The sequence below is a fragment of the Pseudooceanicola marinus genome (genome assembly GCF_020177265.1).
GTDB lineage: Bacteria > Pseudomonadota > Alphaproteobacteria > Rhodobacterales > Rhodobacteraceae > Pseudooceanicola > Pseudooceanicola marinus_A.
Genome location: NZ_JAIVMC010000003.1, coordinates 142546 through 163544, shown reverse-complemented (window position 1 = coordinate 163544; position 20999 = coordinate 142546). Strand labels below are relative to the sequence as shown.

Genomic DNA, 20999 nt, shown 5'->3' with positions numbered 1-20999 from the left:
ACTGGGTCCGAGCCTAGGCTTTCCCGAGCGGCCCGCCTTGGAGGAAGGCGACAGCGGTTTGGACACGGACGTCAGACCGCCGGACAACCGGGCCGCAGGGAGGATCGCATGAAGGACGGGGTCATCACACCCGGCTGGGACAGCGTGACCACAGCCGGGTATCGCCCGCGCGACGGGCTGCGCCGATGGACCGAGTGGGGACAGCGCGAGTTCGCGGGGCTTCAGGTGCGGCCCAGCGACCCGGCGGCCTTTGCCGGACAAGCCACGCGGATGTCATTCGGCCCCGGGGTGCTGTCGACGATGACCTTCAGCCCGGCGCAGGCCGTCAACTGCCTGCCCGACGAAAGCGCGCCCGAGGTCGATGACGCCATCGTCCTCAGCCTGCCGGAGCAGGGAAGGTTCGCCTATGCCAGCGACGGCGTCGCGGCGGTCGAGGTGGGCTGCGGCGACATCTACCTGCGCGACCTGACGCGGCCCTGGTCGGCGGCAACGACTGGCGACAGCGCCCTGATCACCCTGCGCCTGCCCTATCACGCCTACCTGGATCGCTTCGGCGATCCGGCGGCCCTGACCGGACATCGCTTCGACGGCCGTCAGCCGGAGGTGGCTTGCGTCGCCGCGATCCTGCGGGCAGCGGCGGCGCTGCTGCGCACCGCCCCGCCGGAGGCGCAGCGCCAGGCGCTGTCGCGCAGCGTACTGGAGGCCCTGGAGATGCTGCTGGCCGGATCGGACCTGTCCCGTCTGGGCGGCACGCCCCCCGCCCCCCGGGCCGAACTGTCGCTGCATCGTCAGGCCCTGCTGCATATCACCCGCCACCTGGGCGATCCGGACCTGTCCGCAGGTGCCGTCGCCCGCGCCCTAGGCGTCGGACCACGGCGCCTGCAACGGGCCTTCCGCGCGCGGGGCGCCACGGTTCAGGGCACGATCCTGGATCAGCGCCTGGCGCGCGCGGCCCGCATTCTGGCCGACAGCCCCGGACGCGTCGGGATCACCGGGCTGGCGATGACCCTGGGCTTCAACGACATGGCCTATTTCAGCCGGGCCTTCGCCGCCCGCTACGGCCTGCCGCCCAGTCGCTACGCCCTGCACTAGGGCCCCCGGCCCACGGGGCCGTCCCGCGTCGGAGGCAAAGCGCGCCGCGGAAATCGCAACTTCCCACTGGGAAATCGTCGCCAGCCCTGCCATTGGGAGCACAGCCAAGACAGACAGCAGGACGCGCCCCATGACCATCACCACCCTCGTCACCCATTCTGGGGGCTTCCATGCCGACGAAGTCCTGTCGACCGTCATCCTGACGCGTCTTTACCCCGACGCCCGCGTCCTGCGCACCCGCGCGCGGGAAGAGATCACCCCGGCCGCGGACCGCGTGATCTACGATGTCGGCGGCACCTATGACCCCGAGGCGCGGATCTTCGACCACCACCAGCGGGAAAGCCCGCTGCGCGAGGACGAAACCCCCTACAGTTCCTTCGGGCTGATCTGGAAACACTTCGGCATGGACTACCTGAAAAGCTTCGATATCCCCGAGGCGGACCTGGAGAAGATCCACGGCAGCTTCGACCGCGGGTTCGTGCTGCCGGTCGACCAGGTCGACAATGGCACCGTCAGCGTGTCCGAGGCCGGGCCGCTGTCGTCGCTGACCCTGCCCGGGCTGATCGAGACGCTGAAGCCGGTGTTCGACGACACCGACCCCGAGGGCGAAACCCGCGGCTTCCATGCCGCGGTCGAAATCGCGCGACAGTTCGTCGAGGCCCGCGTGGCCCGCAGCGCCGCCAAGCGCCGCGCCGAGCTGCTGGCGGCAGAGGCCGTGCGCGCCGCCGGAGACAGCCCGATCCTGGAACTGCCCATGGGCATGCCCTTCCGCCCTGCTGTCATCGAGGCCGGCGCCGATCACCTGCTGTTCGTGGTGACCCCGCGCCCTGGCGGCGACTGGACCCTGGGCGGCATCCGCAAGCACGATGAAGGCTTTGAACAGCGGGCCGACCTGCCGGCTGCCTGGGGTGGCCTGTCGGGCGCCGAGCTGGAGGCGGTCAGCGGTGTGCCCGGCGCCACCTTCTGTCACAAGGCCCTGTTCATCGCCGCGGCCACCAGCCGAGAGGCCATCCTGCAGATGGCCGCCCTGGCCGTCGAGGAGGCACGCCGCCTTGCCCCCGCGCCCGGCACCGCTGAGCCCGGCACCCCTGACGGGCAGGGCTGAGCCCCGTCGCCCTCCGGCAGACCGCAAGACAGGGCGCCCCATCGGGCGCCCTGTTGATCTTCGTGAGCTGTGGACCGGCAGGCGTCATCGCGATGACGGAACGGCGGAAATCACTCGCCGCGCATCGCCGACAGAACGTCCTCGGCCCCGAGGTCGCCGACGATCTGCTGCGTCACCGGCTCTGTCAGCGCATTGAAGGCAGCCGCCTCCTCCTCCGACAGTTCGATCACCGTATTGTCGCCGGCCGCCTTGATCTGCCCGGTCACCGCATTGGCGCTTTCCAGCCAGCCTGCTTCGGCGAACTGCGACAGCCGGCGCCCGGCGATGCCGTCGATGGCCGCGCGGTGCGCCTCCGACAGACCCTCGTAGCGCGCCTCGTTCATCACCAGGTAGAAGGTGATATGCCCCAGATTCGGCCCGTAGGTGTAGCTGTTGGCCACCTCGTCCAGCTTGAAGTCGCCGACGGCAGAGGCGCCGGTCACCACGCCGTCGACCAGCCCGGTCTGCAGCGCGTTGTAGATCTCGCCCGCCGGCATCTGCACCGGCACCGCGCCCAGGGCCTTCACCACCGAGGCCGCGGCCGAACCGGACACGCGCAGCTTCAGCCCCGCCACGTCCTCGGGCGTCCGCACCTCGTGGTCCTTCATGATGAAGATGTTGGGTTCGGACAGATACAGCGCCAGCGGCACGGTGCGGGGAAACTCATCCTGCAGCAATCCCGCCTCGTAGGCATTCCACAGCGCATCATAGCCGGTCATGCCATCAGGGATGGCGCCGGGCAGCTCCGCGATCATGGTGCGGGCGAACTGCGTCGAGGTATAGCCCGGCAGGCCCCAGGCGATGTCGGCGGTGCCCTGGACCACGCGCACGTATTGCTCCAGCGGGCCGGAGCCCAGTTCCCCGCCCGGGTAGACCTGGATCGTCAGGTCCGGCGCGGCCTCCGCCACTCCGGCCTGCAGCGGCTCGATGGTCGAGCGCGTCACCACATGCTGCGGCGGCACGAAATGCGCCAGGTTCAGGGTTTCCGCCGCCAGCGCAACGGTGCTGGCCGCGAGGATGGCGCCCGACGCCACCAGGTTTGCGAAATGTCTCATGCAGTCCTCCCTTGGGTATGATCTGACGCGCCGCCGACGCGGGCGCCCCGAGGCCCTTCGTCATTTTGGGATCCCAAATTTAACTTGAAACCTCATCTCCTCCGTCCTTAAGTTCTATTAGAGTCCCAAATAAGCTGTCAACGACGACAGTGGACGCCAAAGGAGGAGAAAAGACGATGGCATCGCTGGAAGAGAAGATCGGACGGTATCCCAACCCCGCCCAAATGATGCGGAACCTGCAGACCGGACGGTACGAATTTCCGATCCCGCCGCAGTTCACCAACTGGATCGAGGAACAGCAGGCCTGGCGCAACAGCGCGGCCCTGATGGACCAGTCGTTCCACATGACCGACCTCTACGTCCGCGGCCCCGACACGATCCGCCTGCTGAGCGATCTCTGCGTCAACAGCTTCGCCAAGTTCGGCAAGAACAAGGCCAAGCAGATCGTCTGCGTGAACGAGGACGGCTATGTCATCGGCGATTCCATCTGCTTCGGGCTGGAGGATGACGAGGTGAACATCGTCGGCCGCCCAGTGCTGCCGAACTGGATCCAGTACCACGCCGAGACGGGCGATTACGACGTCACCGTCGAGCGCGATCAGCGCTCCCTCGACGACCCCGACAAGCCGCGCAAGATCTACCGCTACGAGGTGCAGGGCCCGAATGCCCTGGCGATCCTGAACGCGGTGAACGAGGGCGGCCCGCTGACCACCAAGTTCTTCAACATGGGCGAGATCACCATCGACGGCTGCACCGCGCGCACCCTGAGCCACGGCATGGGCGGCGCCGAGGGGCTGGAGCTTTGGGGGCCGTTCGAGGAAGGCGAACGGGTCAAGGCGGCGCTGCTGAGGGCGGGCGAGGCCCACGGCCTGCGCCAGGTGGGCGCGCGGGCCTATTCCTCGGCGGCGGCAGAGTCGGGCTGGGTGCCCTCCCCGCTGCCCGCGATCTACGACGGCGCGGCGATGCGCCCTTACCGCGAATGGCTGGACGAGCAGAGCTTCGAAGGGGTCAGCACCATCGGCGGCAGCCTCGACTCGGATGACGTGACGGACTACTACCTGACCCCATGGGACCTGGACTATGGCCGGGTGGTGAAGTTCGACCACGACTTCCTGGGCCGCGCCGCGCTGGAGCGGATGAAGGACGGCCCGCACCGCCGCAAGGTGACCCTGGTCTGGAACCGCGAGGACGTGCTGGAGGTATTCGGCGGCATGATGGACGACGGCGGCCTGCCCGCGAAATACATGGAGATGCCCTCGGCGCACTACGCGACGCATCCCTATGACCGCGTGCTGTCCGACGGCGGCGACGTGGGTGTCTCGATCAGCCCGGTCTTCTCGTCCAATGAACGCGCCTGGATTTCGCTGGCGATCCTCGATCCGGAGGTGGCCGAGGTCGGCACCGAGGTGACGGTGATCTGGGGCGAGCCGGACGGCGGCACCGACAAGCCCAACGTCGAGGCGCACCGCCAGGTGAAGGTCCGGGCGAGGATCCACCCCTGGCCGATCCACGAGGCCTCCCGCACCCACTACCGCCAGCAGGTCTGAGGAGCCCCCGCCGCATGAGCCAGCCCTCCGAGACGTCGAGGCCCGAGACCGGCGAGGTCGCGACCGGCACGCGCCAGCAGCAGGTTGCCGACACGCTGCGGGACCTGATCGTCACCGGGCAGCTCGACCCGGACTGCAAGCACTCCGAGGCGGCGCTGGCCAAGCGCCTGGGCGTGTCGCGCACACCCGTGCGCCACGCCCTTGCGGTGCTGGTGGAGGAAGGCGTCATGCGGCGGGCCGGCGGACGCGGCTATGTCGTCCGCCGCTACGAGGCCAGCGACGTGGCCGTGGCCCTGGAAATCCGCTCCGCCGTCGAAGGGCTGGCGGCGCGGACGGTTGCCCGCATCGGGCTGACGCCCGAGACGGCTGCCACCCTGGACGCCTGCCTGGCCGAGGGCGATGCGCTCTTCGCCCCCGGCGAAACCGGCCCGGTGGACGAGGCCCGCTATTCGCAGATGAACGCGGCCTTCCACGAGGCGATAGCCAAGGCCGCCGGCGGGTCCCTCTTCGGCGAGGTCCGCGCGGTGCTAGACCGTGTGCCCTTCGGCGCCCCCTCGGCCATCCGCTTTCACCGCATGGACCCGGCGGAACGGCGGCTGCATCTGCATCACGCCCACCTGCAGCATCACTACATCGTTGCCGCCATCCGCGATCGGGATGGTGCCCGCGCCGAGGCGCTGTTCCGCGAGCACGGCGAAATGGTCAAGGTCAGCCTGGGCCTGACCCCGGGCCCCTGGCACCGCGAAGCCGGCCCCGGCCTGCCGATCGGGCCGACCAGTCTCGACGACACCGCGGGTGACTGAGGGAGGCGGGTCGCAGCCGCCTGAGGCGCCATTGTCAGCCGGCGGATACAGCAGCGTCTGCGCCAACGGGACGTCCGACCGGCCGGCCCCAAGTGGCGCCGATCACCCGGGTTCTGGCCCGGTCAATTCCTCCCGAAGCCACGACAGCAGAGCGTCCGTTTCCGCGTGATTGCCCCGCCGGGTGCCGCGAAAGACCGAAATCTCGGCGGGCCGGAAGACGGATTCCGCGCAGACCTTCACGAGCTTTCCTTCGCTGACGAGCCCGCTCACGGTGTTGCGCCACCCAAGCGCGACCCCCTGCCCCGCGACCGCCGCCTGAAGGACCAGCGGGAAGCTGTCGAACCCGGTGATCCGCGCACCCCGCGGCAAGGCCTGTCCGACGGCCGCGAACCAGTCCGGCCAATCCATCCAGTCCTGGGGCAGAACCTGGTGCGACAGCAGCGGCTGCCGTGCCATCTCCCCGACCGACAGAGGCAGCGACGCGGGCGACAACAGGCCCGGCGCGGCCACGGGAAAGACCTCATCCGAGGCGGTGAACACCAGGCGGGCCGACCCCGACGGTCGCCCGGTGGTCTGCATCGCCACGTCGAAGGGCTCGGGCGCCTCCGTGAGAGGGCTGAGCGCACTGACGACCCGAACCTCCACCCCCGGGTGCCGCTCGTGGAAGCGCGACAGGCGCGGCATCAGCCAGTAGAAGGCCTCGCAAAGCTGACAGTGCAGGACCAGTCCGCCCGCAGCCCGCCCGCCCCGCAGGCGGACGGTTTCGGCGGAGATGTCGGCCAGGGCCGCGCCGATGACGCGGCCGAAGGCACGCCCGGCTTCGGTCAGGAACACCGCCCGGTTGCGCCGTTCGAAAAGCCGCACCCCGAGATCGGCCTCCAGGGCGGCGATCTGCTTGGTCACCGCGGTCTGGCTCAGGCCAAGCTCCCCGGCGGCGGCGGTGAAGCTCTCATGCCGCGCCGCCGCTTCGAAGGCAGGCAGGCGTGACAGGGGCGGCAGCGGGCGACGATCCATTCCATATCCTCATGTGTATTCGATCACTTCTCATTTTATCAGGGATACTATCCATGATCTTCACCCGACATGGCATGGACAATCGGACACTCCCCTCCGCGCGGCGGACGCGCGCGCGGCATCCTGGCGATCCTCACGGGGGTGGCCCTGCTGTCGGCCTCGGACGCGCTGGTGAAGCGGAGCGGGGATGGCTTCGGACTGGCGCAGCTTGTCCTGCTGCGCTCCGTCGTCGCCGCGTCGCTGCTTGCGACATGGCTTCTGATCGGCAGAGGCGCGGCGGGTCTGCATCTGGTCCGCGGCGGCTGGGTCTGGGCGCGCAGCCTCTGCCTGGCCGCGATGTGGCTGTGCTATTATGCTGCCCTGCCGGCCATGTCCTTCGCGCTCGCCGCCGCCTGCTACTACACCTCACCCGCCTGGATGGCCGTGTTGGGGCGCTGCCTGTTGGGGATGCGGATCGGCGGACGCGGATGGGCCGCCGTGGCGCTGTCGCTCGTGGGCGTGGTGCTGGCCGTTTCCCCGGCGCCCGACACCTTCACGCCCGTCATTTTGCTTCCGCTTGCCGCCGGCGGTTTCTACGCGCTGGCCGGGATCATCACCTGGCGCCACTGCCAGGCGGAGAGCCCGGGCGCGATGGCCTTCACGCTCAACCTCTGTCTCGTCGGCGTGGCCGCCGCCGGACTGTGCCTGCTGTCGGTCATGGGCCCCTCCGGCGACGGTTTCGTCCTCGCCGTCTGGCCACCGCTGAGCCCTGCACGGTGGCGCCTCGTGCTGCTGCTCGGGGTCCTCCTGGCGGTCATCGCCACGGTCGTTGCCGCGGCCTATCGCCTGGCCCCGACGCCCGTCGTGGGGGTCTTCGACACCGCCTACCTGGGCTTCGCCGCCCTCTGGGGCGCCCTCCTCTTCGCAGAGGTGCCCACGTTCCGGGAGGCCCTCGGGATCGGCATGATCGCTGTCAGTGCGATCCTCATGAGCGACACGGATCCGGTAGAGAATTCGCCCTGACCGCAGGCCATTGCGGTAGGAAAACACAATCGCCCGGCAGCCCTCCCATTTGGGAGATTGTCAGGCCGCGACCGCATGCTTGCCTGCGCCCCGTGACCTCCAACACGGTGAAGCAGCCATGCCCCCCCTCCTCTTGCGCCCCTCCCCTCTCTCACGCCTCGGCTTGGCGCTAGCCCTTGCCATGCTGCTGCCTCCGGGTACGGCACCGGCACAACAGGCCGAACTGCTGTCCCTGCCCTATGTGACAGACTTCGACAGCCCCGCCGCGCCGGGCCCCTGGCAGGTGCTGAACGAAGACGCGATGAGCTATGTCCGTGACGCAAGCGAGATTTACCAGATCGCCAGTGGCGGCAAGGCCAGCTTCCTGCGGGACGGCGCGGCCAACATCCACCAGATGGTGGTGACCCCGGACGGGGATTTCGACATGCAGCTTTCCGCCCGACTAGAGGCCAAGACGGGCCATGAGGGGGTCTGGCTGGGCCTCTACGACGGGGCCGATGCCTTCGTCGCGGCGCACCTGTCGGTCAACACCAAGGGTTGTGGCAGCCTGCTGTCGCTTTCCGTGGTGAACCAGCAATCACTGGCCCTGCAGGAAGAGGTCGCGACAACACAGTTCTCCGACGACCTGTTCGATGACGGGCCCCTGGTCCGCAGCGTCTGCAACGACGAAGGCCGCGCGCAGGGGGATGCGCTGATCACCGCCCTGGCGACGCAGGGCTTCACCCTGACGCTGGAACGGCGCGGCCCCCTTTACGCCGCGCGGTTGCAGATGGCCGACCCGGCAGGCGGCGCATCGATCGACCTGCGCAGCGCCGAGGTCTTGCGCCTGACCGCGCCCGGCCGCCCCGCCTTCACCCTGGGCCAGACCAGCCGCGCCGGATCGGGCGAAAGCACTGCCCAGTTCACCCGTTTCTCGATCACCGCCCCGGCGTCGTGATCCGCCGCATGTCGAAGGACCCTGCCATGCCCCGCTTCTCCCTTTCCGCCCTGCTGCTGCCCGTCATCGCGCTGCCCTTTCCTGCCACCGCCCAGACGATGGCCCCGACCGCGCTGGTCGAGGCCTTCCTGGCTGACCACGGCGCCCGCGTGACGCAGGGCCGCCCGCCGCTGCTGAACGACGCCGAGGCGAGCGCGCTCTACCTCGTGGACAGCCTGGCCCGGGAGGGTCTTCAGGGACGCCTGGGCTTCGATCCGGTCTACAACGCCCAGGACATCCAGATCACCGGGCTGCGGGTCTTCACCGATCCCGAGGCGCCGATCCTGCAGGGCGCGGCCCAGGTCTGGGTCGCCTTCGAGAACTTCGGACAGGTGCAGGAAATGGCCTACACGCTGGTCACCACGCCGGAGCATGGGCACTGGCAGATCTCCGACATCTATTCGGTCCAGAGCGGCTGGTCCCTGCAGGATCTGGCGCGCCGGGCCGGCGTCGATCTGACGGTGCCCATGGGACCGGAGCGGACCTTGCAGGCGACAACCGCGCCCGTTCTCGAACCCGCCGTCACGCCGGGCATGGAGGAAGGCGACCTGCCCGCCCATATGGGCAACGACATCGGCAACGGGCCCGCCGCCCCGGGCGGGCGCGACCTGCTGATCATCCTCGACGCCTCCGGCTCCATGTGGGGTCAGATCGACGGGGTGGCGAAGATGACCACCGCGCAGCAGGCGCTGGCCGGGCTTCTGGGCGACCTGCCCGCCACCACCCGGCTGGGGCTGATGGCCTATGGTCACCGGCGCGAGGGCGACTGCACCGACACCGAGCTGCTGGCCCCCGTCGGCGCCGCCGCCGCGCCTCAGGTGATCGGCGCGGTGGAGGCGTTGCGGCCCCTCGGCAAGACGCCGATCTCCGCCAGCCTGGACCAGGCCGCCCGCGCCTTCGGCCCCGGGGAGGATCGCGCGCGAAACGTGCTGCTGATCTCCGACGGGCTGGAAACCTGCGGCGGCGATCCCTGCGCCGCGGCCGCCGCGCTGGCGGCCCAGGGCATCGACACCCGCGTCCACGTCGTTGGCTTCGACCTGTCGGCCGAGGAACACGCGCAGCTGCAATGCATCGCCGAAGAGGGGCGCGGCAGCTACTACGCCGCCGACAACGCCGCCGGTTTCGCCGAGGCGCTAGTGCAGGCCACGGCGCAGGTCGCCGCGCCGCCGGCGCCCACGCCCACGCCTCCGCCCGCCCCGGCACCAAAGCCTGAGCCCCCTGCCGCCCCGCTGTTCGAGGAGACCTTCGACGGCCCCGCCCTGGATCCGGCCTGGCGGATCGAGGCGGAGGCCCCCGAACGGATGGCCTTCTGGCCCGAAGGGGAACTCTACATGGTCGCCGCGGGCAAGCGGCAGCGCACCACCGACCCCGAGGCAACGAACCGGCTGGTGCTGGACCAGCCCCTGCCAGAGGGCGATTTCGACCTGGCCGTCGCGCTGCGCCTGCGGTCGCAGACCCGGCACGAAGCGGCCTGGCTGTCGCTCTATCAGGACGCGACGAACCAAGTCGGCGCCCGCCTGATGCAGCAGGTCAACGGCTGCGGCACGCAGCTTGGCCTGTCGCTGATCCGCTACGCCGGTTCGGCGGGCAGCAAGCCCGAGGCGACGGCCTTCGACATCCCTCTGTTCAACGATGGCGTGGTCAAGTCGACCTGCAACGAGGCTGGTCGCGCGGAGGCCGATGCCATCCTCGCAGCCCTGGAAGACGAGGGCGCCACCCTGCGGCTGAAGCGGCGCGGCCGGGCAATGACCGCGGCCCTGGACCTGGCCTACGACGCCCCGGGCGGCACCCGGAAGGAGATCGCGTTGGAAACCGAGGCGCTGACCCTGCTGCGCGCGGCGGGCCAGCCCAGCCTGCTGGCAGCCCAGGCGGCCAAGGGCGCGCCGGGGGAAAGCCACATCATTTTCGACCGTTTCACCATAGAGACGACACGGGACTGACCGCCGCGGTTTCCGTGGCCTCGGTTGCGGGGGCCGGCGCGCTGTCGCCCCCCCGCACCCAGCCGAGGGGGCCCGACAGCAGCCGCGCGGACAGTTCCGATTGCGAATGCACCTCGATCTTCTGGAAGGCCTTCTTCAGGTGACCGCGCACCGTGCCGGTGCCAATGCCCAGAACCTCGGCCGCCTCACCGGGCGAGTGGCCATCGGCCACCATCAGGGCCACCTCCGCCTCCTTGCCGGTCAGCCCGTAGGCCAGCCCGGCCAGGGCGACCCGGCTGTCAGCGGTGATGTCGCCCTGACCCGGCACACGCAGGACCAGCACCGAGGCCGGGCCGCGCCGTTGCAGCCGCGTCTGGCGCAGCGCCGCCGGGCTGAAGTGATAGCCAACGGGCTGCCCATCGTGCAGCACCGCCGCCTCGCCCCCGGCCCGCGCAGGCGTGGCCCCCAGCAACCGCCCCGTCAGCGCCTTGGGCTCCCCGCCGCCCGCGAAGAGGTCCTTCAGCGTCACCGCATAGGTATCGTTGCAATGCAGCAGCGTCCCTTCCGTGGAGAGGATGGCCACGCCGATGCCCAGCCGTTCCACCACCGACTGCAACAGCACGCCTAGGGTCGCGCTCATCATCACCTGGCGGTTCAGCTCGAAGGACCGTTCCCAATGCGGCATCAGCCGCGACACGCGCTCGATCATCGCGGCCTCGTCGGCCTCTTCCTCCGCCTCGGCCTCCTGCATGATGCGGTACATCAGCTCAGTCCAGTAGGTCTCGTCGTCGATGGCGTGATAGCACATCTCCACCAGCTCGGCCGGGCTCTTCGCCGCGCCGGCGTCCGTCCCGCCCCTGAGGACCTGGCCCAGCACATCCGTCAGGGTGGTTTCGCGGTGGTCCGGGGCGGGTTGCCAGTCGTGGTTCACCCAGTCGGTGATCCGCGCCGCGACGCCGAGGCGGCGTTCCTCAAGGAACAGGCCCGTGCGGGCGCCATCGATGCGGGCGGGGGTGATCTCGGCCATGCCGATGCGAGTCAGCAGCCGCTCCATCGGCGGCAGGAAGCCCCCGTCGCGGGTCATCGGATCGTCGGCGCCATAGAGGATCGCGCAGCGGGTCCCCTCCCGCACACGGGCGTCGCGCGGCCATTTCCAGGCCGACAGGATGCCGGTGAAGATGTTGGACCAATAGGCCGAGGTCGGCATCGGCCAACCCTGCGGGTCTTCCAGCACCGCCTCGACCACGGCGCGGTCGTTGCTGATGACATCCGCCGGATGCTTGCGATCAGCCAGATGCGCGCCAAGAAAGGCATAGAGGTGATGCAGCGACTGCTCATCCGGTGCCTCGGCATAGCCCATTCGGACGCGCACCGCCGAAAAGGCCTTGCCGAAGAGCGCGATGGAGCGCTGGTTGGGCGGCGGTGAGATGAAGGCGATGTGGCGCGCCAGGTCCGGCCAGGTCTTCAGCACCTCCAGCGTCATCAGGGCGGTGATATTGGGCACGACCACCAGGCGATCTTCCCAGGGCACGCCCTCGAAGGTCTCCCGCAGGAGCAGGCGCAGGTCCGCCACCGCCTGGTCCCAGCCGCCCTCCAGCGGCAGATGGCCCAGCGGACAGCGCCGCCCGGTGCTCTGGCCGTGGCCCCGGATGTCGCCCGAGGCGGCCTCCCACCCGCGGTCGCGAAAGGCACAGGCCAGATCGGCCAGCATTCCCGAATGGGTCGGCTGGCTATGGCCCAGGAATACCGCGCGACGGGGGCCGCGCCGGCGCCCGGGATCCCCACGCCAACGCCGCATCAGGATCGGCTGGCCCTCTTCACCAATCAGAAAACGTGTCTCCATGACAGAAACTTAGCAATGGGGCCCGCCGCTGGCCTCCTCCGAACGGGGGACATCTGTCATTCCACGTAGGTGCGGAAGGATTGCTGCGCGACCTGGAACTGGCCAAGGATCTCCGGCAGCAGCCGGTCCAGCGCCGCCTCCGTGGCGTTGTCGCCCGACAGCCAGTCCTGCACCATGAAATAGAGGACCTCCGCCTCGACCACGCAGCCAACCTTGTGATGGGCGGCCTTCAGATCCAGCAGGCTGGTCTGGGTGGCGGGCGTCAGGATGCGCAGCACCTCCTGTTCGACCTCCCGCTCTGACCGACCGCCGGAGATGGCGCGCCCGGCGATGCGGAAGGCGGCGTTGAACTCGGCCGATTCCGTCTTCAGGTCGCGGTCCAGCGGCCCCTTGCGGAACAGGCTTTCCGGCGCGATGGCCGCGCGGACCCCGGTGTCGCGCCCCAGCTGGAAGGCGCCCACGACGGTGTAGAGCTGGCCATAGCCCCCCTGCCCGCCGCGACCGTCGCGCCGGGTGCGGGCGCTGCCCATCCCGGCCTCCATCTGGGTTGTGCCGACAGCCATCCACATCGGCTGATCCGGCTGACCGGGCAGCGGGCCCCAGAACTCGCTGTCCAGCAGCGCGCCCATGAAAGCGCCGACCTGCAGCGTCGTCAGCTCCGGCAGCTGCGCCTCGATCTTCAGCATCCGCTCGGATTTCTGCAGCCGGGTGCGGCGCTCCCAATCCCCGTCGCCGTCGATGGCCCGGCCGAACTCCACCTGTCGTTCCAGCAGCTTGTCGGTGAAACCCCAGCCGTTGTCCTGCGCCAGCCGGACATAGCGCGCCTGCCGCCGCCCTTCGGTGTTCTCCAGCTTCTCGAAGAGGAAGAGGGAGGCGAAGGCCAAGGTGGCGCAGATCGTCGGCAGCACCGGAAAGCTGTCGGCCCAGACGGCGGCGATCAGCACCCAGAGCATGGTGCCGACGATGGCCAATGGCGGCAGCCGTTTCAGCCAGACAGGCAGGCGGATGCCACCGCCCTTGGCCGTCTCTATGGGGGTGATCGTGATCGTCCCGTCGAAGGGATCCCAGTAGCGTCGCTGGCTCATCGGGCACCTATGTCAGGCGGGTGTCGGGCACGGCCTGAACGGCCCGCGCCTCGGTCTCGGAAAGGGTGAAATAGCGGGCCGGCTGCAGCTTCATCGCGCGGGCCAGCCAGCAGAAGGGGATCGCGTCGAGCAGCGTGTTGAACCGCTGCACGTTGCCATTGTAGAGCCGCCGTGCGGCGCTGATCTGATCCTCAGTCTCCTCCAGGCTGCGCTGGAAATCGCGGATATTGGCGGTGGCGGTGACCTCGGGCGTGTCCTCCGCATAGGCGACGAAATCCCGCAGGGAACGGGTCAGCGCCTCTTCGGCCTCGGCGGCGGCCTCCGGCTCCGGCGGCGCGGCCATGGCAGCCTCTCGCGCGGCCATCAGACGGTCGATCAGGGCGGTTTCATGGGCCATGGCCCCCTTCACCGCAGCAACCAGCGAGGGCACCAGGTCATGCCGGCGCTTCAGCTGTACCTCGATGCCGTGGAACCCCGCGTCGACGGCGGCGCGGGCCTGTACCAGGCGGTTCTGCATCAGGATCGCGGCAACGATCCCGACGGCGATCAGCAGGATGGTGACGATCATCGGCGCCTCCCCTTCGGTCCCCGCGCCATCACCGGGCCTCGGCCTGCAGCATCAGCGGCGCCACCTGCGCCCCGCGCGCCTGTGGCAGGGCCACCGCGAAGTAGCCGTCCCGCAGCGCCGGCGCCTGCGCCATCTCGGTCACCGCGGCCCGCAGTTCCCGCGTCGGCGAAAAGCTGTCCCCGGGAAAGAAATTGTCGCCGGGGAAGAAGCTGTCGCCGGGAAAGGCGACCTTGCCGGTCAGCGGCATCCTCTTGGAGAAGAACCCCGGCGCGGGCAGGAAGCTGTCACCGGGAAACCAGACGTCGTCCCCCTTCACCCGGAAGGGATCGGAGAGATACAGCCCCTCGACCGCGCCATCCTCGACCCGGGCGAAGGCCAGGCCGACGCCCAGGACCTCGGGGCTGGCCACCTTGACCGACAGGTGCCGCGTCAGGGCCGCGTGGATCTCCGGACCAGCGAGGCCGCGCAGCTTTTCGGAATCGCGCAGTACCAGCGCCAGGGCGCGGGTGTCTTCGGCCCGCAGTCCCTCCGGCGCCCCCAGGGCCGCGGCCCCGAAAAGCGCTGTGGCGGCGGTGCGGCAGAAATGACGTCGTGACAGCATGGGACCCTCCGTTGGTACATCTGCCCTCGGTCTGCCCCCGTTCCCGCCGCCGCGCCTCACCCATATGAGAGAGGCGCGCGCCCGGACCCCACGCATAGACCGGACCCGTTCCCATCAAGGAGAGGTCCCGATGAAAACCCTCATGCTTCCCGCCGCCCTGCTGGCGCTCGGCCTTGCCTGCGGCGCCCTGCCCCGCGCAGCCGCAGCCCAGCAGTCTTTGGCCCTGTCGGTCTGTCAGGATGGCCCCGCGATCTCGGCCGATGACATGGAGGCCGGCCTGGCCCAGCTGCTGGCAGGCTCCTGGTCGATGAGCGCAACCGGCACCGGCCTGACCCTGGGCACCAACGTCATGGGCGTGACCTTGCGCGCCGATGCGGGCGGACAGCTCTACATGGAGGGCGGCGGCGGCCCCAGCGTTGCCCTGCACCTTGTCACCGGCGCTGGCGAGGCGCCCGTCGATGTCTCGACAGAGGCGATGACACCTTCAGGGCTGACAGAACGCGACGTGCAGGTCCTGACCGCCTGCACCACGCCCACGCGCTATTTCTGGCAGTTCGGCAGCGGCACGCGTCGCAGTTGGGGGGCCTTGTTGTTCTACGGCAAGGATGCCGCCACCGGGTACATGGCCAACAGCGCCGGCGGCACGCGCAACGTTCTCCTTCAGCGGTAGGGGCCCGGTCCAGACCCCTGGCTGGGCTTTCGCTTTGGTGAGGCTCGCAACGAGGCGCCGCAGCTCTCGCCCGCATCCGCGAGGCGGCCCCCTTCGCGCAGCCCCCTTCCTTCGAGGTCCTTTCCCGCAGAGACGGCTTGCCATTTCCGTCCGACACTATAGCTGCTTAGGTGTGAACTTTACTGGAAAGGCCTGCTGCGGAGTGAGACTCGAACTGACCGTCCCGAAGAGCCTTGGTGGGCAAACCGCGATGCTGGAGGCACTGGATGCCGTGCAGGCCAGCGAACCGACAAGGGCCGTGCTGCAACCCATCCTGGAGATCGTGAAGCGCGCCCTGTCGACCGGGGTGCAGCAGGAATTCTTCGCCAACTTCGAGCGTTACCGGAACGACGAGACGCTCCCGGTACAAGGCGACAAAGGGATCCGGATCGCGCTGGACCTGCCGGATGAAGATCTGGAAGCCGCGCGAGGCGACCTGCTGGATGTGGCCATGGCCGGGTCGGAACGCATCTGGCAGACCACCTCGGACGGACAGGCCGCGGCGGTCTTCGAGGTTCTCTGCGACATCCTAGAAGAGGCCCTCCCGCTGTCCGAACAGCAGCCCCTGCTTGACGCCAACCTGTCTGACCTGGCCGACTGACGCGCGCAGACTAGGCCGCGCCTTTCCAGGTCACTGGCGTGAGATAGACCATGCTGTCATCGGCGCTGACCATCACCTCGCCGTCCTGGATATTGACCTGAAGCTTCATGGCGCGGCTTGCCAGCCCGGCCAGGGCGGCGGTCTCCGGCTCCGCGAAACGGATCACCTGCAGATTGTCGAAACGGGTCGTCCCGCTTCCGACCTTGTCCCACCAAGCCTCGGCGGTGCGACCGCCATAGGCATAGACGAGGACCTGCGCGGCCTTGTTGCAGGACTGACGGATGATTTTCTCGCTGGGCTGCCCGAGCGTGACCCAGAGATCGATCTCGCCGCTGAGGCTTTTCTGCCAGATGTCGGGTTCGTCATCCGTCGACAGCCCCCTGGTTAGTTCCAGCTGCTCGTGGGCATTCAGGGCGAAGGCAAGCAGGCGCACCATCAACCGCTCATCCGTCTCCGAGGGATGCTTGGCCACGGTCAGCTTGTGCGTTTCATAGTAGTGGCGATCCATGTCGGAGACCGACAGCTCGACTTTGTATATGGTGGCGTTCTGCGCCATGATCTTTCCACCCCTTCCAAGGACCGGGCTGCTTACCCCGCCCAGCCCCCGTTGGAAAGCCTTATGGGACCACTGGCGCCGATGGGCCGCGCCACGGCGCCGCCGATCCGGGGCGCCCATCCCCAAATATGTAACCGCAGATCACCTTGCCGAGACGGGCTGGACCGCTAGAACCTCCCCCATACCCCCGACCATCCCGGCCGGGGTCTCTGGCATTGCGCCCCACATCTCCGCCGGTCCGACCGGCGGCCCTACGTCGACAGGACCTTGCAGATGGAACACTGGCACGCCACCGGATCGGAAATCGAGTCGCGGCAGCGGGCGGAACTGGGCGAGGAGACCCTGACACCCGGGGCCCAGGTCCGCAGGGCCCTGCGCCAGACCCGCAAGGAGCTGTTCTCCCGCCCCGACTGGGTTCGTCTGGTCAATGCCCAGACTCTGCGGGCCGACCTGCTGTCGGGGCTGACGGGGGCCTCTCTGGTGCTGCCCCAGGGCATCGCCTTTGCCGCCATCGCGGGGCTGCCGCCCGAATACGGCTTCTACGCCTCGATCGTTCCGACGATCATCGCGGCGCTGTTCGGGTCCAGCTGGCACGCGGTGACCGGCGCGACCACGGCGCTATCGGCGCTGGTCTTCGGCGCGCTGGCCGGCGGTTTCGTCCCCGGCTCGCCCGAGTTCATCGCCGCCGCGATTTCCATGGCCTTCCTGGTGGGGCTCTTCCAGCTTCTGCTGGGCCTGCTGCGCATGGGCACGCTGGTCGACTTCGTATCCCATTCCGTGATGACCGGATTCGTCACCGGGGCGGCCCTGCTGATCGCCACCAGCCAGCTGCGCCACGTGCTGAACCTCGACCTGCCGCGCCCCGAGGACCCCCTGGCCTTCGTCCGGGGCCTGACCCTTGGCCTGCCCCAGGCCGACCTGGCCGCCGTCGCCCTCAGCGTGACGGCCATCGTCGTCGGCCTGCTGGTGAAGCGGATCGACAGACGCCTGCCGCACTACCTGGTGGCCCTGCTGGCCGCGACCCTGCTCGGCCGCTGGCTCAGCCACGAGGGGGCCCAGCTGGACACCGTGGGCTCCATCTCCTCCGTCCTGCCGGTGCCGAAGATGCCGGACCTGTCGCCGGGCCTGCTGCGCGACATCGTGTCGGGCTCCTTCGCCGTCGCCTTCGTCGGCCTGCTGGAGGCGGTCTCCATCGCGCGGGCCATGGCGGGCAAGTCGGGCCAGATGCTGGATGGCAATCGCGAGTTCATCGGCCAGGGCGCCGCCAACCTCGTCGGCAGCTTCTTCCAGGCCTATCCCGTTTCCGCCTCCTTCACCCGCTCTGCGGTCAACTATGACAGCGGCGCGCGCACGCCGCTGGCGGCGATCTTCTCCGCGTTGCTGCTGGTGGCGATCCTGCTGCTGATCGCGCCGCTCTTTTCCTACGTGCCGATCGCCGGGCTGGCCGGGGTCATCCTGCTGGTGGCCTGGCGCCTGGTCGACTTCCGCGAGATTCGCCACATCTGGCAGTCCTCCGCGGTCGAGACGGTGATCGCCGGCGCGACCTTCTTCAGCACGGTCTTCATCAGCCTGGAATTCGCGATCTACACCGGCGTGATCCTGTCGCTGCTGCTGTTCCTCGCGCGCATCGCCCAGCCGGTCATCGCCGTGGTCGCGCCCGACCCCACGGCCCCGAGCCGCCACATGCGCAGCGCCCGGCTGTTCGATCTGCAGGAATGCCCGCAGCTGATGATCACCGCCATGCACGGGCCGCTCTACTTCGGGACGGTCGAGGCGACCCGGCGCGACTTCCATCGTTTCCGCACCGAAAGACCGTCGCAGAAGCACATCCTGTTCATGACCCCCTCCAGCAGCGAGATGGACCTGCCTGCCGCGCAGTTGCTGGTCGAGGAAGCCCGCAAGCGCGAAGAGGCAGGCGGGTCGCTGCACCTCAAGATCGGCAGCCTCCGGGCGCTGAACAAGCTGGCCCGCTTCCACGTGGTGAAGACCCTGGGGCGCAGCCGCGTGCACCTGTCAAAACGCGATGCCATCGCGGAAATCATCCCCGACCTCGATCCCGAAATCTGCCGCACCTGCCAGGCGCGGATCTTCCGGGAATGCGCCCGTCAGCCCGGCGCTGAAGAGGCGCAGGCGGAGGACCAGACTGGGAAACCATCGGAAAGCTAGGCGCCGCAGCACCGCCCTAGCGGGTTTTCGAGACCGCCTCGAAGGCCTCGACCAGCGGCGCCTCGATCTCGGGGACACCGCCGCCGCCGCGTCGGAAAAGGCCCCATTCGTAGGGGATCTCCGTTTGCAACGGAACGACGCGCGCGCCCTGGACGGCAATGCCGCGGGCGGTCACGCAGTCCACCAGGGCGATGCCCAGCCCCGCCACCGCGGCCTGGACCGCGTTCAGGGAACTGTTGGTGTTCAACACCGCCGCCGGTGTGACCCCGGCCGCCTCCAGCGCCGCGTCGATGGCATGGCGAATGCGGTAGTTGTTGCCGACCGTCAGCAACCGCTGCTGCGCGAAGATGTCGAGGGGGATCGGACCCTCGGTCACCCCTTCGGGCAGGACCGCAACCAGGCTGGAACGGGCCGAGGCCAGACAGTCGACATCCGCATGGGCCAGTGGCAGGGCGCTGAAGCCATAGGCGGCCGCCCCGGAATGCAGCGCCCGCGCCACATGCTCGGCATCCATGGTCTGCAGGTTGAGCGTCGCGGGCAGCAGATCACCCATCCGGGCCAACACGTCAGGGACCAATCCGGCGGCCATCGCCGGCGTCGCCACCAGCGACAGGGATTGCACCCGCCCCTCGCGCAGCCCGGCCGCCCGCTGCACCACCGCGTCGTAGGAGTCCAGCAACCGGCGCGCCTCCTCGAAGAAGGCCAGCCCCTTTTCGGTGGGGGTGATCCGTGGCCCGTTGCGCTGGAATAGCGCAAATCCGATCAGCTGCTCCAGGTCACGGATCATCCGCGTCACCGCCGGTTGGCCGATCCCCAGCTTGCGCGCCGCCCCGGTCATCGATCCGGTGGCCATCACCGAGGCGAAGACCTCCAGCTCGCGCATACCAAGGGCGCCACTATTTCCGTTTGACATACTCACCCCCGAATGATCTGATTTGCATATGATGCGAGGCGCACCATGCGTTTTCAGCATAGTTAACACGCTCCCATGGATCGAGCCATGCAGAAAGACCCCTCATGACCGCTGTTCCCGACGCAATCGACCAGGCCCTCGGCATCGCGCCCGGCTCTCCCCTGCACGCCCTGCGGGCCCTGCGCCCCGAGTTCGTTTCCGGCGCCGAGGCTTGCCGCGCCGCGGTGCTGCACCCCGAAGAGACGCTGGACCTGTCGCCCGAGCTGCGCAGGGCGCTTGCCCGCCGCGTCGTCGCCTGGGCCGGCCATGATCGCCTGACCGACGGCTACCCCCGCCCCGCCGATCCGGCCCTGGCCGCGCTGGCGGATGGCGAGATGCCCGAGGATCCCGCCCTGGCGGCCCTGGCGCGCCACGCCGACCTGATCGCCGCAACCCCGGCCAAGGCCGGGCCCGAGCATCTGAGCGCCCTGCAGGAGGCGGGGTTCAGCGTGCCGCAGATCATCGCCCTGTCGGAACTGCTGGCCTTCGCCTGCTACCAGATCCGCGTCGTCCACGGCCTCGGCCTGCTGAAGGAAACCCGCGCATGACCGATACCATCCCCCAGGTCACCCTGAAGCCCCTGACATGGACGCCGCATCTGCCCCCGGTGGAGATCGAGGACGCCACGCCCCGGCAGCTGGAGGCGATGAAAGTCACGCCCTCGGCGAAGAAGGTGTCGCCCTATGTGCGCACCCTGGCCCATGACCCGGACAGCTATGTGGCCCGCACCGTGCTGTTCAACGCCATCATGTATGCCGAGGGTGGGCTGAACCGCGCCGACCGCGAGCTGGGGGCGCTTGGTGCCTCGCTGATCAATGGCTGCAAGTACTGCGCCAACGTGCATGCCCGCCAGCACGCCCGGCTGACCGGCACTGCCACGACCTCGGCCCTTTTTGCCGGGCGCCGCGATGCGCTGAACCCGCGCGACGCGGCGATCATGGATTTCGCCGAGGCCCTGACCGCCACGCCGCCGACGGCGGACCAGAGCCATGTCGAGGCGCTGCGCGCGCAGGGCATGGAGGATGCGGAGATCCAGGACCTGATCCATTCCATCGCGATCTTCGGCTGGGCGAACCGGCTGATGCACCCTCTGGGCCATTCGGACTGAGCGCCCCCTCGGGCCAATGGCCCACTGACACCGACGAACCGCGCGCCTCCTCCGGGGGCGCGCGTTGTCTTTTGCCGGGGTGGGACCGGGACCGAAGCCAGCGAAGACGACGCTACCCTCTCGGGAATCAGGCCGGCGACAGACCCCCAATACGTGAATAATGCGACCTTCATGATGCCCATATCAGCATCCTAAGACGGCATTTTCTGCGGAATCAGGGGCCGGCACTTGATTCATGTCATTTTTGAATTGATTGAC

20 protein-coding genes are annotated in these 20999 nt (G+C 69.0%); 12 read left to right on the top strand and 8 right to left on the bottom strand.

Going from position 1 to position 20999, the window contains the following annotated elements; translation table 11 throughout:
• Nucleotides 1-108 precede the first annotated feature (108 nt).
• Nucleotides 109-1092 carry an AraC family transcriptional regulator gene (locus LC066_RS05445; RefSeq protein ID WP_224897041.1) on the top strand — a complete coding sequence of 328 codons (984 nt, stop codon included), beginning with the start codon at nucleotides 109-111 and terminating at the stop codon, nucleotides 1090-1092.
• 130 nt (nucleotides 1093-1222) lie between these two features.
• Nucleotides 1223-2197, top strand: coding sequence for an MYG1 family protein (locus tag LC066_RS05440; protein WP_224897039.1), 975 nt, complete (start codon nucleotides 1223-1225; stop codon nucleotides 2195-2197).
• A 110-nt stretch (nucleotides 2198-2307) separates the two neighbouring features.
• On the opposite strand, the gene LC066_RS05435 is transcribed toward LC066_RS05440, so the two are convergent.
• The gene (locus LC066_RS05435) at nucleotides 2308-3291 is read right to left on the bottom strand and encodes a TRAP transporter substrate-binding protein (protein ID WP_224897037.1); all 984 of its coding nucleotides are present in this window, start codon (nucleotides 3289-3291) and stop codon (nucleotides 2308-2310) included.
• 176 nt (nucleotides 3292-3467) lie between these two features.
• Between LC066_RS05435 and LC066_RS05430 the strand changes: the two genes are divergently transcribed.
• The gene (locus LC066_RS05430; RefSeq protein WP_224897035.1) at nucleotides 3468-4838 is read left to right on the top strand and encodes an aminomethyl transferase family protein; all 1371 of its coding nucleotides are present in this window, start codon (nucleotides 3468-3470) and stop codon (nucleotides 4836-4838) included.
• A 14-nt stretch (nucleotides 4839-4852) separates the two neighbouring features.
• On the top strand, nucleotides 4853-5641 hold the full coding sequence (locus tag LC066_RS05425; RefSeq protein ID WP_224897033.1) for a GntR family transcriptional regulator: 789 nt from the start codon (nucleotides 4853-4855) through the stop codon (nucleotides 5639-5641).
• Nucleotides 5642-5743: 102 nt separating this feature from the next.
• Here the strand turns inward: LC066_RS05425 and LC066_RS05420 are convergent, their stop codons facing one another.
• The gene (locus tag LC066_RS05420; RefSeq protein ID WP_224897031.1) at nucleotides 5744-6655 is read right to left on the bottom strand and encodes a LysR family transcriptional regulator; all 912 of its coding nucleotides are present in this window, start codon (nucleotides 6653-6655) and stop codon (nucleotides 5744-5746) included.
• Between the two features lie 69 nt (nucleotides 6656-6724).
• Between LC066_RS05420 and LC066_RS05415 the strand changes: the two genes are divergently transcribed.
• From LC066_RS05415 to LC066_RS05405, 3 genes are all read left to right on the top strand, one after another.
• Nucleotides 6725-7657 carry a DMT family transporter gene (locus LC066_RS05415; protein ID WP_224897029.1) on the top strand — a complete coding sequence of 311 codons (933 nt, stop codon included), beginning with the start codon at nucleotides 6725-6727 and terminating at the stop codon, nucleotides 7655-7657.
• A gap of 181 nt (nucleotides 7658-7838) precedes the next feature.
• Nucleotides 7839-8594 (top strand): hypothetical protein, encoded by a 756-nt coding sequence (locus LC066_RS05410; protein ID WP_224897027.1) that lies wholly within the window; start codon nucleotides 7839-7841, stop codon nucleotides 8592-8594.
• Between the two features lie 26 nt (nucleotides 8595-8620).
• Nucleotides 8621-10573 (top strand): vWA domain-containing protein, encoded by a 1953-nt coding sequence (locus LC066_RS05405; RefSeq protein WP_224897026.1) that lies wholly within the window; start codon nucleotides 8621-8623, stop codon nucleotides 10571-10573.
• Here LC066_RS05405 and LC066_RS05400 read toward each other — a convergent pair.
• From LC066_RS05400 to LC066_RS05385, 4 genes are read right to left on the bottom strand one after another with little or no spacing between them, the layout of a single operon-like run.
• Nucleotides 10548-12395 (bottom strand): serine aminopeptidase domain-containing protein, encoded by a 1848-nt coding sequence (locus tag LC066_RS05400; RefSeq protein WP_224897024.1) that lies wholly within the window; start codon nucleotides 12393-12395, stop codon nucleotides 10548-10550. The two genes, LC066_RS05405 and LC066_RS05400, sit on opposite strands and share 26 nt — an antisense overlap.
• Nucleotides 12396-12451: 56 nt before the next feature.
• Nucleotides 12452-13480, bottom strand: a complete 1029-nt coding sequence (locus tag LC066_RS05395; protein ID WP_224897022.1) for a hypothetical protein — start codon at nucleotides 13478-13480, stop codon at nucleotides 12452-12454.
• A 7-nt stretch (nucleotides 13481-13487) separates the two neighbouring features.
• Entirely contained in the window at nucleotides 13488-14048 is a 561-nt protein-coding gene (locus LC066_RS05390; protein ID WP_224897020.1) for a LemA family protein, read from the bottom strand.
• Between the two features lie 28 nt (nucleotides 14049-14076).
• Nucleotides 14077-14649 carry a hypothetical protein gene (locus tag LC066_RS05385; RefSeq protein WP_224897019.1) on the bottom strand — a complete coding sequence of 191 codons (573 nt, stop codon included), beginning with the start codon at nucleotides 14647-14649 and terminating at the stop codon, nucleotides 14077-14079.
• 130 nt (nucleotides 14650-14779) lie between these two features.
• Here LC066_RS05385 and LC066_RS05380 point away from each other — a divergent pair, with 130 nt between their 5' ends.
• Together LC066_RS05380 and LC066_RS05375 are read left to right on the top strand one after the other, a co-directional pair.
• A complete protein-coding gene (locus LC066_RS05380; protein ID WP_224897017.1) occupies nucleotides 14780-15319 on the top strand; it encodes a hypothetical protein in 540 nt (179 codons plus the stop codon).
• 202 nt (nucleotides 15320-15521) lie between these two features.
• Nucleotides 15522-15959 carry a hypothetical protein gene (locus LC066_RS05375; RefSeq protein ID WP_224897015.1) on the top strand — a complete coding sequence of 146 codons (438 nt, stop codon included), beginning with the start codon at nucleotides 15522-15524 and terminating at the stop codon, nucleotides 15957-15959.
• A gap of 10 nt (nucleotides 15960-15969) precedes the next feature.
• On the opposite strand, the gene LC066_RS05370 is transcribed toward LC066_RS05375, so the two are convergent.
• A complete protein-coding gene (locus LC066_RS05370; protein WP_224897013.1) occupies nucleotides 15970-16515 on the bottom strand; it encodes a YaeQ family protein in 546 nt (181 codons plus the stop codon).
• 273 nt (nucleotides 16516-16788) lie between these two features.
• Here LC066_RS05370 and LC066_RS05365 point away from each other — a divergent pair, with 273 nt between their 5' ends.
• On the top strand, nucleotides 16789-18681 hold the full coding sequence (locus LC066_RS05365) for a SulP family inorganic anion transporter (protein WP_224897011.1): 1893 nt from the start codon (nucleotides 16789-16791) through the stop codon (nucleotides 18679-18681).
• A gap of 16 nt (nucleotides 18682-18697) precedes the next feature.
• Here LC066_RS05365 and LC066_RS05360 read toward each other — a convergent pair whose 3' ends face one another.
• On the bottom strand, nucleotides 18698-19564 hold the full coding sequence (locus LC066_RS05360; RefSeq protein ID WP_224897009.1) for a LysR family transcriptional regulator: 867 nt from the start codon (nucleotides 19562-19564) through the stop codon (nucleotides 18698-18700).
• Nucleotides 19565-19698: 134 nt separating this feature from the next.
• Here LC066_RS05360 and LC066_RS05355 point away from each other — a divergent pair, with 134 nt between their 5' ends.
• Both LC066_RS05355 and LC066_RS05350 read left to right on the top strand, forming a co-directional pair.
• Nucleotides 19699-20181 (top strand): CMD domain-containing protein, encoded by a 483-nt coding sequence (locus LC066_RS05355; protein WP_224897007.1) that lies wholly within the window; start codon nucleotides 19699-19701, stop codon nucleotides 20179-20181.
• Nucleotides 20178-20741: a peroxidase-related enzyme gene (locus tag LC066_RS05350; protein ID WP_224897005.1), complete on the top strand. Its 564-nt coding sequence runs from the start codon at nucleotides 20178-20180 to the stop codon at nucleotides 20739-20741. Before LC066_RS05355 ends, LC066_RS05350 begins: the two co-directional genes overlap by 4 nt.
• Nucleotides 20742-20999 lie beyond the last annotated feature (258 nt).